The 12,446-nt window shown below is 52.9% G+C and carries 12 protein-coding genes; 6 read left to right on the forward strand and 6 right to left on the reverse strand.

The window, feature by feature from the left end:
* Positions 1-56: 56 nt before the first annotated feature.
* Positions 57-500: a YccF domain-containing protein gene (locus P9J57_RS13370; protein WP_014606171.1), complete on the forward strand. Its 444-nt coding sequence runs from the start codon at positions 57-59 to the stop codon at positions 498-500.
* The gene (gene yccS / locus P9J57_RS13375; protein ID WP_105087672.1) at positions 481-2,628 is read left to right on the forward strand and encodes a YccS family putative transporter; all 2,148 of its coding nucleotides are present in this window, start codon (positions 481-483) and stop codon (positions 2,626-2,628) included. Before P9J57_RS13370 ends, yccS begins: the two co-directional genes overlap by 20 nt.
* On the opposite strand, the gene P9J57_RS13380 is transcribed toward yccS, so the two are convergent.
* On the reverse strand, positions 2,625-3,251 hold the full coding sequence (locus P9J57_RS13380; RefSeq protein WP_014593353.1) for a TfoX/Sxy family DNA transformation protein: 627 nt from the start codon (positions 3,249-3,251) through the stop codon (positions 2,625-2,627). The two genes, yccS and P9J57_RS13380, sit on opposite strands and share 4 nt — an antisense overlap.
* Before the next feature lie 210 nt (positions 3,252-3,461).
* On the opposite strand from P9J57_RS13380, the gene sulA reads away from it, so the two are divergent.
* The gene (gene sulA / locus P9J57_RS13385; protein WP_013025278.1) at positions 3,462-3,953 is read left to right on the forward strand and encodes an SOS-induced cell division inhibitor SulA; all 492 of its coding nucleotides are present in this window, start codon (positions 3,462-3,464) and stop codon (positions 3,951-3,953) included.
* A 351-nt stretch (positions 3,954-4,304) separates the two neighbouring features.
* The gene (ompA, locus tag P9J57_RS13390) at positions 4,305-5,378 is read left to right on the forward strand and encodes a porin OmpA (RefSeq protein ID WP_022623622.1); all 1,074 of its coding nucleotides are present in this window, start codon (positions 4,305-4,307) and stop codon (positions 5,376-5,378) included.
* Between the two features lie 110 nt (positions 5,379-5,488).
* Here ompA and matP read toward each other — a convergent pair whose 3' ends face one another.
* The gene (matP, locus tag P9J57_RS13395; protein ID WP_014606174.1) at positions 5,489-5,959 is read right to left on the reverse strand and encodes a macrodomain Ter protein MatP; all 471 of its coding nucleotides are present in this window, start codon (positions 5,957-5,959) and stop codon (positions 5,489-5,491) included.
* A gap of 95 nt (positions 5,960-6,054) precedes the next feature.
* On the opposite strand from matP, the gene P9J57_RS13400 reads away from it, so the two are divergent.
* On the forward strand, positions 6,055-7,881 hold the full coding sequence (locus P9J57_RS13400) for an AAA family ATPase (RefSeq protein ID WP_013025275.1): 1,827 nt from the start codon (positions 6,055-6,057) through the stop codon (positions 7,879-7,881).
* A 68-nt stretch (positions 7,882-7,949) separates the two neighbouring features.
* Positions 7,950-8,468, forward strand: a complete 519-nt coding sequence (gene fabA, locus P9J57_RS13405; RefSeq protein ID WP_008925876.1) for a bifunctional 3-hydroxydecanoyl-ACP dehydratase/trans-2-decenoyl-ACP isomerase — start codon at positions 7,950-7,952, stop codon at positions 8,466-8,468.
* Between the two features lie 65 nt (positions 8,469-8,533).
* Here fabA and rmf read toward each other — a convergent pair whose 3' ends face one another.
* The 4 genes from rmf to pqiA all read right to left on the reverse strand — a co-directional run bounded on the left by rmf (position 8,534) and on the right by pqiA (position 12,439).
* Positions 8,534-8,701: a ribosome modulation factor gene (rmf, locus tag P9J57_RS13410; protein WP_006118662.1), complete on the reverse strand. Its 168-nt coding sequence runs from the start codon at positions 8,699-8,701 to the stop codon at positions 8,534-8,536.
* Between the two features lie 258 nt (positions 8,702-8,959).
* Positions 8,960-9,544, reverse strand: coding sequence for a membrane integrity-associated transporter subunit PqiC (pqiC, locus tag P9J57_RS13415; protein WP_028714998.1), 585 nt, complete (start codon positions 9,542-9,544; stop codon positions 8,960-8,962).
* Positions 9,541-11,184 (reverse strand): intermembrane transport protein PqiB, encoded by a 1,644-nt coding sequence (pqiB, locus tag P9J57_RS13420; protein WP_028714997.1) that lies wholly within the window; start codon positions 11,182-11,184, stop codon positions 9,541-9,543. Before pqiB ends, pqiC begins: the two co-directional genes overlap by 4 nt.
* Positions 11,171-12,439 (reverse strand): membrane integrity-associated transporter subunit PqiA, encoded by a 1,269-nt coding sequence (gene pqiA, locus P9J57_RS13425; RefSeq protein ID WP_014593348.1) that lies wholly within the window; start codon positions 12,437-12,439, stop codon positions 11,171-11,173. Before pqiA ends, pqiB begins: the two co-directional genes overlap by 14 nt.
* Positions 12,440-12,446: the final 7 nt, after the last annotated feature.

A 12,446-nucleotide genomic window follows, 5' to 3' on the forward strand; every position in this document is an offset into this window, starting at 1 on the left:
CCTTAAAACACGCTAAACTGCGACATATCTTGCGGAGTGCAAAAGGAAAAGCGGTTATGCGCACTGTTTTAAATATTCTTAATTTTGTATTGGGTGGCTTCTTCACCACGCTCAGTTGGCTGTTCGCGACACTGATCAGCATTGTGCTGATCTTTACCCTGCCGTTGACGCGTTCATGCTGGGAAATCACCAAACTCTCGTTTCTTCCGTTCGGCAATGAGGCGGTGCACGTGGATGTGCTGCGTCCCGACAGCAAAAGTCACATCATGAACACCGGCGGCACCTTCCTGAATATTTTCTGGCTGATTTTCTTCGGCTGGTGGCTCTGCCTGTCCCACATCTCTGTCGGTATTGTGCAGTGTGTCAGCATCATTGGTATTCCGGTGGGAATCGCGAATTTCAAGATTGCGGCTATTGCACTGTGGCCGGTCGGCCGTCGGGTTGTCTCTGTGGAAGAGGCGCGTGCCGCGCGTGATGCCAATGCCCGCCGCCGCTATTAGTATTCTGTCCGGATGGCGTAAGTATCTTTTTAACAGCACCTGGCGTTACCTGCTGCGGATTCTGTTCGCCTTAACCGGCTGTGCAGCAGTGCCCTGGGTGCTGCAGCAGATTGAATGGACCATTCCCCTCACGCTTGGGGTGGTCGCCGCCGCGCTGGCCGATCTGGATGATCGACTGGCGGGACGTTTAAAAAATCTGCTGATTACCCTGTTGTGCTTTTGCGTTGCGTCGGTTTCAGTGGAACTGCTCTTTCCCCATCCGCTGGCCTTTATTATCGGTTTGGCGATCTCCACCTGGGGTTTTATTTTGCTGGGCGCCCTCGGGCAGCGCTATGCGACCATTGCTTTCGGCGCCTTGCTGATTGCCGTTTACACCATGTTGGGCATCGGACTGTTTTCCCAGTGGTATCTGCAGCCCATCCTGCTGCTGGTCGGCGCGCTCTGGTATAATCTGTTGACGCTGTTGGGCCACGTCATGTTTCCCGTTCGCCCGGTTCAGGAGCAGCTGGCAGCCAGTTTCTCGCAGTTAGCGCAATACCTGGACGCCAAAGCTAACCTGTTTGATCCGGACGCCGATGCGCAGGATGATGCCACGTTTGTTGAGGCGGCGATGGTGAACAGCCAGCTGGTCGCCCAGCTTAATCTGACCAAAACCACACTGCAAAGCCGCTTACGCGGCGACAGGGGCTCACGTGGTACCCGACGCAGTCTGCACTACTATTTTGTTGCTCAGGATATCCACGAACGCGCCAGCTCTTCTCATCTCCAGTATCATTTACTGCGCGGCAACTGGCGCTATAACGAAATTCTGTTCCGCTTTCAGCGCCTGCTGAATATGCAGGCTCAGGCCTGTCGGCAACTGGCCCGGTCAGTTTTACTGCGCGAACGCTGGGAACATGACAGTCGTTTTGAGCGTGTTTTTGAGCGCTTACATAATGCGATTCAACGCCTTGAAGATAGCCATCCGGATGCCACGCATACCCGGGCCCTGTTTTGGTTATTACGTAATCTGCAGGCGATTGATGCGCAACTGGCTTCTCTCGAATCTGAGCAGGCACTGGCCGACGATCCGCAGCACAGCGACAACATGCTGTCACGTGAAGAGATCAGCGGCTGGAGCGACATCAAGCTGCGCTTCAGCCGCCACCTGACGCCCTCTTCGGCCCTGTTCCGTCATGCTGTCAGAATGTCAGTGGTAATGTGCACCGGGTACGGATTCATTCAGGTTACCGGTCTGGAACGAGGCTACTGGATTCTGTTAACCAGCCTGTTCGTTTGCCAGCCCAACTACAGCGCGACCCAGCGCAGGCTGGCACTGCGCATCGGCGGCACGCTGGCTGGCATTGCCATTGGGTTGCCATTGCTCTGGCTGGTGCCCTCAGTAGAAGGCCAGCTGTTTCTGATTGTCGTGACGGGCGTACTCTTCTTTGCTTTCCGCCAGGTGCAATACGCGCATGCCACCTTGTTTATCACCCTGCTGGTTCTGCTCTGTTTTAATCTGCTGGGTGAGGGATTTGAGGTCGCGCTGCCGCGGGTAGTGGACACCTTACTGGGCTGTGCGCTGGCCTGGCTCGCCGTGAGCTTTATCTGGCCTGACTGGCGTTTTCGTCAGCTTCCGGCCGTTGCCACTCGCACGCTTAATGCCAACTGCCGTTATCTTGATGCGATCATGGAGCAGTACCATCAGGGCAAAGACAATCGTCTTGCTTATCGTATTGCGCGACGTGACGCCCACAACGCCGATGCTGAGCTGGCATCGGTGGTATCAAATATGAGCAGCGAACCCCGTACCAGCACTAAGCTCAGGGAGTCGGCATTTCAGTTACTCTGCCTGAATCACTCCTTCCTGAGCTATATCTCCGCTCTGGGCGCTCATCGCGACAAAGTGACCCAACCAGCCCTGCTGGCCCTGCTCGACGACACAGTATGTTATGTTGAAGATGTGCTGCAGACGGATGTCGTCAGCGACAGCCGGGCAGAGAAAATGCGTATGGAGCTGGTGCAGCGCATCGCGCAACTGACCGCCGAGCCCGATCCGCGTGCGCCGCTGGTTTTGCAACAGTTGGGCTTGCTGGTTGCCCTGATGCCCGACATTGCGCGCCTGCGACGCTCGCTGGACAGGCGCTAACGGCCTTTTTCTTTACATTCCGGCGTACTGAGTGCGGCCTGATACCATTCTCCTAACTCGGTTTTAATGGTTTGTGGCAGCGCCGCATGATGATGGCCGGAAATCGCCCCTTCAAGCGCTAATAAGGTTTTAAGGCCGAGGTGTTGATTATTGCGCCGCAGCCTTAACCAGCACTGCCTGGCCCCCGTTTCACGCAGATGTTTGACGGTACAAATACCTATCTCATGCAGCATCATTTCCAGTCGCAGGCTGACGTTCGGTAAGTCTTTTAACCGCACCTTACCCAGCCGCTCATTGTGCTCACGTTGGGCGGTCTGCAGAGACGCAGCAGAAAGGCGAACCAGATGCTCCGGATGCGCCCACAGGCGATCGTCTACCTTAAAATAGTTGAGGCTTACTGCAATACCCCGTTTATGGAATGTCAAGGGTTCCAGCGGCTGCTTTGCCCCATATTCCCGTAATGCTTCACTGGCACGTAAGTAGAGTTCGTCTTCTTTTACCAGCGCAAAAACCACGCGTTCAACAGCCAGTGCGTAGCCACCGAACTGGGTACGGGATTCAATTTTGCCCAGCGGGGCCAACTGCTGTATTGAGCGTAAAATTATCCGCTTCTGTTTCTTCATTTCATCACCTCCTTGTAACAAAAGCCTGCTAAAAATGTTACTATTCAGGGGGTTAGAAGATAATTAAATTCAGTTAGAGGTTCAATGAATAAATCCGTTTAAAGACAAGCTGATGCAAATTTTGCGAGGCGTTTTCAGAAATTCAGGTTGATCTTTATCCAGGATGCCATTACTGTACATCCATACAGTCAACTGCTGAGTGATTAATTTATGCGCACCCAACATACCAGTAATGTATGCTCTGCTCACCGTTACGCTTCGTCCTCTGTTCCGGCTACTCATAAAGGCTGGATTACTGAATTACGCTATAGCGAACAACCCGGCATGATGCAGATGCTGCTGTTACCGCTGCTTCAGCAATTAAGCCAGCAGTCTCGCTGGCAGCTGTGGTTAACCCCCGCGCACAAGTTGAGCCGGGTCTGGATGCAGGAAGCCGGTTTGCCACTTGAGAAAAGTATGCATATCGCCGATGCTGAACGTTACAATGCCGTTGAAGCGATGATCAAAGCGCTGCGCACAGGAAATTACAGCGTGGTTTTGGCCTGGATTCCTTATGAATTAGACGTGGACGAACGTCGTGAACTTGAACGGGCAGCAGCGGAAGGAAAGGCGTTGGGGCTGATTTTACGCTCGGGTGAAACCCTCAAAACGGCAGTAAGACCAGAAAACTCGCTAAAAATTCAGTCTGATTTGTTTCATTAAGTAAAAAATGAGATTTATCTCAAGCAGTTTTTTATCTCGCTTAAGGCTAAGGCACTGATTCTGCTCCCCCCAGCAATGACAACGGCTTAGCCCCCATTTTGTGGGGTAAGCACCTCACAGAAGTTCAGGGTAAATTGTTAGAATTTATGTATAAAACACTGTTTTTTTACATAAGTGCCTCACATCACACTTGTAAGTTTCCAATCTCGTTGTAGACTTTATCTCGCCAGGGTGCTCAATAACCTCCGTTTTTTGCGGTAGAGTCATAAGCGAGCGTTTTGACCCGGCGAAGGATTAAACCAAGAGCAACCTTTATGCTCATTGCCTATTTGGATGATAACGAGGCGCAAAATGAAAAAGACAGCTATCGCAATTGCAGTGGCACTGGCTGGCTTCGCTACCGTAGCGCAGGCCGCCCCAAAAGATAACACCTGGTACACCGGTGCTAAACTGGGCTGGTCTCAGTATCACGACACTGGTTACTACGGTAACGGTTACCAAAACAACGACGGTCCAACTCATGAAAGCCAACTGGGCGCAGGCGCGTTCGCTGGTTACCAGGCTAACCCATACCTGGGTTTCGAACTGGGCTATGACTGGTTAGGCCGTATGCCTAATAAAGGCAACCAGGTAAATGGCGCATTCAAAGCACAGGGCATCCAGCTGGCTGCTAAACTGAGCTACCCAATCGCAGACGATCTGGACATCTATACCCGCCTGGGTGGCATGGTATGGCGTGCAGACTCTACTCAGCAGAACCTGGCTACTGGCACTCGCATCAGCGACCACGACACCGGTGTTTCTCCACTGGCAGCCGTTGGTGTTGAATATGCTCTGACCAAAAACTGGGCAACCCGTCTGGATTACCAGTGGGTTAACAACATCGGTGATGCACAGACCGTTGGTGCTCGTCCAGACAACGGCATGCTGAGCCTGGGTGTTTCTTACCGCTTCGGTCAGGATGATGTTGCTGCGCCAGCTCCGGCTCCAGCACCAGCTCCAGCGCCAGTGGTACAGACCAAGCGTTTCACTCTGAAATCAGACGTTCTGTTCACCTTCAACAAATCAACCCTGAAGCCAGAAGGTCAGCAGGCTCTGGATCAGCTGTACAGCCAGCTGAGCTCCATGGATCCTAAAGACGGTTCAGTTGTTGTTCTGGGCTTCACCGATCGCATCGGTTCAGAGCAGTACAACCAGAAACTGTCTGAGAAACGTGCTCAGTCAGTAGTGGATTACCTGGTATCTAAAGGTATCCCTGCTAACAAGATCTCTGCTCGCGGCATGGGTGAATCTAACCCAGTTACTGGCAACACCTGTGACAGCGTGAAAGGTCGTAAGGCCCTGATCGACTGCCTGGCGCCAGACCGTCGTGTAGAAATCGACGTTAAAGGCATCAAAGATGTGGTAACTCAGCCACAGGCTTAAGTTATCCGTTATGAAAAAACCCCGCTTATGCGGGGTTTTTTTTGGCCTGAATTTATCAATGCTGCTCATCCCGTATCGCGGAGTCTGAATCCGTAATCTATCGCGTGAACTCAGGACTCTTTTTCAGACCCTGGATGACCTAATATTGCCTGCAGATCCTGCTTTAACGTTGACATCTGACTGGCATACTTCTCTTTACGTTCGGCATCTTCAATAAGCTGTACGATGGTTTCAGACAGCGTATTGTTACGACGTTGCGCCAGCCCTGCCAGTCGCTGCCAGACCAGATATTCCAGATCGATTGATTTTTTTCGGGTGTGCTGGTGCTCAGCATTGAAGTGACGTTTACGCCGGGCGCGGATAGTTTGCTTAAGCCGGTTATCGAGGTCGGGGTGAATATGCTGGCTGATCCAGTTGTTTATCTCTACCGGATTATTTTCCATCACCAGTAATTTATCCACCGCGGCCTGCGCAGCGCTAAGTTCAAGGTGACGCGTGATCAGTTCACCCTCCCGATGTTTTTTCACCAGGTATTTCCACTTCCATCCACTTTCAAGATTTTCGAGCTGCTGGTATTTCATCGGAATCTCATCGTGATCGCGTAACAAACTAAGAATAACAGCTTTTTTACCGGATGCAGCAACGAAAAACATGCTGCCAGCGTCACAACATCTGAATGAACTCTGCAGTGCTTAAGCAGGGTGAATCCTGTATAATCTCGCTTTTCTCAAAACAGACAAATGCGATTATTTTGACCAGCACTCAACTTACGTGGCAAACCTTACAGCCGGATAGCACGCAATATCAATCCGTTTTCTCCCGAATCGCTGATGAAGAGACCGATGCCCTGGCAACGGTACAGCCCCGACTGCTGAACGCGCTGGCCCACTTACATCATCAAAGTCAGGGTCTTCCCCTGCTGCTGGTTCGCAGCCAGGAAAACCGTGAATACCTTGCGCTGATAGCAGAGGCGGCTCAACGCGTTATGGGTGAGTCATCAACCCTGTCAGGCGGTGACTACCATATTCTGGCCGATAATGTCACGTTGCAACCGCCTACCGACAGCCAGCGCCCTTTTACCAGCCAGGGCGGGATTCACTATGCTGACTGGATCGAGCAGGAGCAGCTGTTTGGCTGCGTGCGGATGCACAAAGATCGGATCCAACTTGAACCAGGGCTGATCCATCGCGCCAATGGCGGAACGTTAGTCCTTTCACTTCGTGCTTTACTCACTCAGCCGCTGCTGTGGCTGCGTCTGAAAAAGAGCATTGAGCAAGGCTACATCGAGTGGCAATCCCAGGACGAACGTCGTCCCCTGCCGGTTTCCGTGCCTCCGCTCCCGCTCAAGCTTAATCTGGTGCTCTGTGGCGAGCGCGATACGCTGGCCGATTTTCAGGAGCTGGATGCTGAAGCGCATGAAATGGCGATCTACACCGAATTTGAAGAAAATATTCAGATTGTGGATGAAGACGACATGCTCGCATGGTGTCGCTGGACGGTCGATCTGGCCGGGCAGGCTGATATTGCTGCACCCGACGAAGACTTCTGGCCCGAACTCATCAAAGAAGGTGTACGTTACAGCGGCGATCAGGATACGCTTCCGCTCTGCCCTCGCTGGCTGCTGCGCCAGCTGCGCGAGACCGCGTTGATGGGAGAGACGCTCAGTGCTGAAGCGCTGCGTGACGCCCTGGAAGCGCGCCTGTGGCGTGAAAACTACCTTAATGAACGTATGCGTGATGAAATCCTGCTACGACAGATTTTGGTTGAAACGGAAGGTGAGGTCGTCGGCCAGATAAACGGCCTGTCGGTTGTGGAATATCCCGGTCATCCGCGCGCCTGGGGCGATCCCTGCCGTATTACCTGTGTGGTGCATCCTGGCGACGGTGAATTCACCGACGTCGAACGCAAAGCGGAGTTAGGCGGCAATATTCATGCGAAAGGCATGATGATTATGCAGGCCTATTTAATTGCTGAACTGGAGCTGGATCAGCAACTGCCCTTTTCCGCTTCGCTGGTATTTGAACAATCCTATTCCGAAGTTGACGGCGACAGTGCATCGCTGGCAGAACTGTGCGCATTAATCAGCGCCCTTGCCGGTGCGCCACTGAATCAGCAGATTGCGGTTACGGGCTCGGTGGATCAGTTTGGTAATGTGCAACCGGTTGGTGGGCTGAATGAGAAGATTGAAGGATTCTTTGATATCTGCCATCAGCGCGAGTTAACCGGTCAGCAGGGAGTCATTATTCCCGCCTGTAACGTTCGTCACCTTAGCCTGAACCAACAGGTGGTGAGCGCGGTGGAAGAAGGACGCTTCCATATCTGGGCGATCGACAGTGCGGATGAAGCGCTGCCGCTGCTTACGGGGAAAATATGGAATACGGAAGACGGCGAAGGCGAATGCCTGCTGCGCACCATTCAGGAGCGCATCAGTCAGATGAATCAGCCTGAGCCCTCACCGCGATCCTGGCCGCTGCGCTGGCTTAACTGGTTTAACCACCGCTAATCCTGTTTGCTCAGCGTACAACTGTTCGCTAATATTCGTGATTCACTAAAAGAAGGCATATTAAGAACATGGTAGATAAACGCGAATCCTATACCAAAGAAGACCTGATTCTGTCCGGTCGCGGTGAACTGTTCGGCGAAAATGGTCCACCGCTTCCATCCGGCAATATGCTGATGATGGACCGCGTGGTCAAAATGACCGAAGACGGTGGTAAATACGATAAAGGCTTCGTAGAAGCTGAACTGGATATCAATCCGGACCTGTGGTTCTTTGGTTGCCACTTTATTGGCGATCCGGTGATGCCCGGCTGCCTGGGTCTTGATGCAATGTGGCAGTTGGTTGGCTTCTATCTCGGCTGGTTGGGCGGCGAAGGCAAAGGCCGTGCGCTGGGTGTGGGCGAGGTTAAATTCACTGGCCAGGTTCTGCCAGAGGCGAAAAAAGTTACCTACCGTATTCACTTCAAGCGTGTGATCAACCGTAAACTGGTGATGGGCGTTGCAGATGGTGAAGTGCTGGTTGATGGTAATCTGATTTACACCGCCAGCGATTTAAAAGTCGGTCTGTTTAAAGATACCGCAGCGTTCTAATCGTTCCCCAGAAACGAAAACCTCCGCTTAGTGCGGAGGTTATATCCCTTTTCAGTGACATCCGGCTAAGCAGCAGCCGACCTGTCCTCCATGGCTTGTCGCCAACCTCCCAACCAGTGAGACTTAGCATCTATCATTTGATACGGACACATCTCTTTAGAGCGTCCTGTAATACCTGCTTGATAACCACGTGAATGGGCGCGCTCAAGGCGGTCTCGTTTCTGTCTCTTCATACTCCGTGTCCCTCATGTAAGGTCTGTGGAATCTGGTGGAAAGAAAAAGGTGACTAATAAATGTTCAGCCACCCTTTTGTTTTACTCGCTCTGTATGAAAAGATCAATGCGCAATATTCACGCCAATGTCACAAATGTGACCTGAAGTGGACATGAATTTTCTGTTTCGTGATGTAAGCCTATTGCTTTATCCACATGATTTATATAGAAACCCGATGTTATGTCAGAAAATAAGCTCTAACCGAAACAACAGGTTAACTACAAGCGCGTTCCTGTCGAATTCTCAGAGGCCACATTGCGGGCAATCTGTTGCGCAATTTGCTGCCAGCCCTGAGCAAGGGTTTTGACAAGGGCATCATAGCCATCTTCCTGCTGTGGCAACACCAGGTTGAAAGCCTGCTTTGTGAAGCGTCCCTGATGTTCCAGCGTCCACTGCCCGCTAATGACCGCTTTGCCGTCATAGCGTCCCTGGAAATCGTTGACCGTAATGTTCAGGGTGTCATGTTCCTGCCCCATTAACGTCTGAGTCACCAGCCGACCCGGTAACGCTTTGGTGAGATTGGTTATCATCGTTTGCTGTAGCTGCTGATCGAGCGGGCTGGCCCACAAATTATTGGCGGCGATAACGTATTTAACATCGCTGGTTTGATATACCAGCCCATTACCCGCCAGATAGTCCGGAACCACAACCTGCTGTACCCATAAGGTCGGCTGTGCATTTGCCTCACTGCCGATCACCTGCATCGAGGCTGCCCCTGAGGGCAGCTGATAGTAAGTGGTATTCACCGTGCTGCTACAGGCACTCAGTGCGAGAGCGGCCAAAAAAACGAGTCCTTTTTTCATTGTTTCGCCCTCTTCGGCTGGGGATCCTGTCCCGGTTTTGCTTCAAACACTAACGCATTACTTTTGGCATTTAGCGTCTTCAGCACTGGCTGCAGTTCGCGCAGCACCTGATCAAGCCGTTGCATATCGCCCACCAGCTTGCTGTAGGCCGGTGAGCCAGGCTGCAGGCCTTTCATACTGCGGTTGAGCTCACGTAGCGTTTGCTGCGTCTCTTCCGGCAGCGTTTTCATCGCCGGACTGCTGGTTACGACGTTAATGTTGTCGATGGTACGTTGCAGATCGCGCAGGGTTTTCTGGCTCTCCTTCAGCGTTCCGGTGGCTTCCGACACCATATTGTTGAGCGGTAGACCGTTAATTTTATCCAGCGCAGCCATCAGTTTCTGCTGAATCTGGCTCAGGCCACCACTCACCGTCGGGATCACTTCATAACCCGCGACTTTATCTGGCCCTTTATAGGCAGGGGCATTGTCATAGAAGTCGATATCGACAAACAGCGCGCCAGACAACAGGTTGCCGGTTTTCAACGTTCCGCGCAGGCCACGTTTCTTACCGTCCTGCAGATGCTGCTCAAGATCGAAGTTTTCACCCAGACGGCTAATAAAGCGATCGGGTTCAATGCGAATCAACACCGGCACGCGGTAGTCATTATTCAGCGCCTGCGCAGTGCCCGCATTCATGAACGGCACCTCCGCAACGGTACCCAGACGAATGCCGCGAAATTCAACCGGCGCGCCCACCTGCAATCCACGAATCGAATCAGAGAAGAACATCAGATAGTCGATATGATTGGTATACAGTGAATCCTGAATACTGCGCTGATCGTCAAACAGGTGATATTCAGCCTGATTCTGCGCCGCCTTACCTAAATCCCAGCCGTCAGGCACGTCAAAGCTGACCCCGCCGCTAAACAGCGTGGTGAGCGACCCCATTTCAACCCGCATGCCTGATGCCGACATATCCACCGCGATGCCGCTGTCTTTCCAGAAACGCACATTCGTCGTCACCAGACGATCGTAGGGGGCGGCGACAAACAGCTGATAGGTCATCATGCGCTTATCGGTGTCGAAGCTGCTGGTTTCAACGGTGCCGACACGGTAGCCGCGAAACAGCACCGGATCGCCAGCGTTAAGCTGCCCCGCTTTTTTGCTGTCGAGTGTAATACGAATGCCCTTCGCATCAGGCGGCGCTAACGGCGGCGCATCCAGCAGGGTGTACTGATCCAGGGGAGCTTTTTTGGTACCAGGCTGCAGCTCGATATACGCACCAGACAGCAGCGTTCCTAAGCCCGTAATGCCTTCGCGACCGACCTGCGGCTTAACGACCCAAAATACGCTGTCGCTGTGCAACAGCTTTTCCATACCTGAATTCAGTCGGGCTTTAATCTCAACGTGATGGAGATCGTCTGTGAGGACGGCACTCTCGACCACACCGACATTGACGCTGCGGCTTTTGATGGTGGTTTTACCCGCTTCAATTCCCTCTGCGCTCTCGGTGATCAGCGTCACTTCCGGTCCCTGATGGCTAAAATGATAAAACAGAATCCAGCCGCCAATTAACAGCGTGACAATAGGGACGATCCATACCGGTGACCAGCGCTTAATCTGATCCACTTTGGCATGGCCGTGATTATTTTCCGTCAAGATGCGGCTCCTTCATATTTTTCTCACCAGCACGATCCCAGGTTAAGCGCGGGTCAAACGTCATTGCTGCAATCATGGTCAATATCACCACCAGCGCAAACAACACCGCTCCCCATGCCGGATACACTTTCATTAACTGTCCCATACGCACCAGCGCGGAGAGCACGGCAATCACAAAGACGTCGATCATTGACCAACGCCCAACAAACTCAACCACCTCATAGATCAGGTGCATTTTATGGCTGTCGCGCTGCCCGCGTCCGCTGGCATCCCAGCACAGCCAGCCAATCGCCAGCATCTTCAGAGACGGAACCATAATACTGGCGATAAAAATCACCAGCGCGACCGGATAAGATCCATCGCCCCAAAGTAAAATTACCCCGGCCATGATGTTCGAGGGCATCGCCGATCCCAGCGTTTCGGTAATCATAATCGGCAGCAGATTGGCGGGCACATAAAGCATAACGGAGGTTATCAGCAGCGCCAGTGTCCACTGCAGGCTGTGTTTACGGCGGGCATCGGCAACCACGCCGCAGCGCGGACATTCCCGCTGTGTCACAGGTAACACCGCAGTGCAGCACGGACAGGAGCGCAGGCCCTGGCTTAATCCGCTTACGCCTGCCTGGGGCGCATGGGGTAAAGACGGCATCGCTTCAATACGATCCCACAGCCAGCGGCGATCCAGGCACTGAAATGCGCGCAGTTGCAAAAGGCAAAACAGACACCAGGGCCAGAAGCTGGTTTCGAGGCCAATTTCGCCATAGGCCATGAGCTTGACGAAACTGACCAGCACCCCGGCCATGAAGATTTCTGCCATTCCCCAGTTGCGCATATGAAAAAGGATACGCGCCAGGCCCAGTTTCAGGCTGACGGGCATTTTCACCTGATTGACCAGCAGGACAATGGTGATCATACAAAAGGCGGGAATTCCCTGGACAAACAACAGGAACAGTGTGGCCAGGCTGGCGTAATCGTCGGCCACCATCACCCTGGGGATTTGCATCAGGCTGATCTGACTGGACAGCCCGGCGACTTTCATGGTGATAAACGGAAACAGATTGGCAAGCACCAGCATAAACAGCGCGGCCAGCGCGTAACCGGTCGGACGCTTACGCGGCTCCGACCAGTTGACGGTCAGGGAGGTATGGCAGCGCGGACAGGACGCTCGGCTGCCAACGGGAATGGCCGGCAGTTTTACCATTAAGTCGCACTGTGGACAGAGCATCCACGCGTTCGTTTTCTCTGCTGAACACATCCCCGCC

Source organism: Pantoea sp. nfd-35 (assembly GCF_056892255.1).

Bases quoted from the DNA above. Each gene is read 5' to 3' on its own strand.
- P9J57_RS13370 (WP_014606171.1), top strand. From the start codon at position 57: ATGCGCACTGTTTTAAATATTCTTAATTTTGTATTGGGTGGCTTCTTC.
- yccS (WP_105087672.1), top strand. From the start codon at position 481: ATGCCCGCCGCCGCTATTAGTATTCTGTCCGGATGGCGTAAGTATCTT.
- P9J57_RS13380 (WP_014593353.1), bottom strand. From the start codon at position 3,251: ATGAAGAAACAGAAGCGGATAATTTTACGCTCAATACAGCAGTTGGCC.
- sulA (WP_013025278.1), top strand. From the start codon at position 3,462: ATGCGCACCCAACATACCAGTAATGTATGCTCTGCTCACCGTTACGCT.
- ompA (WP_022623622.1), top strand. From the start codon at position 4,305: ATGAAAAAGACAGCTATCGCAATTGCAGTGGCACTGGCTGGCTTCGCT.
- matP (WP_014606174.1), bottom strand. From the start codon at position 5,959: ATGAAATACCAGCAGCTCGAAAATCTTGAAAGTGGATGGAAGTGGAAA.
- P9J57_RS13400 (WP_013025275.1), top strand. From the start codon at position 6,055: ATGAACTCTGCAGTGCTTAAGCAGGGTGAATCCTGTATAATCTCGCTT.
- fabA (WP_008925876.1), top strand. From the start codon at position 7,950: ATGGTAGATAAACGCGAATCCTATACCAAAGAAGACCTGATTCTGTCC.
- rmf (WP_006118662.1), bottom strand. From the start codon at position 8,701: ATGAAGAGACAGAAACGAGACCGCCTTGAGCGCGCCCATTCACGTGGT.
- pqiC (WP_028714998.1), bottom strand. From the start codon at position 9,544: ATGAAAAAAGGACTCGTTTTTTTGGCCGCTCTCGCACTGAGTGCCTGT.
- pqiA (WP_014593348.1), bottom strand. From the start codon at position 12,439: ATGTGTTCAGCAGAGAAAACGAACGCGTGGATGCTCTGTCCACAGTGC.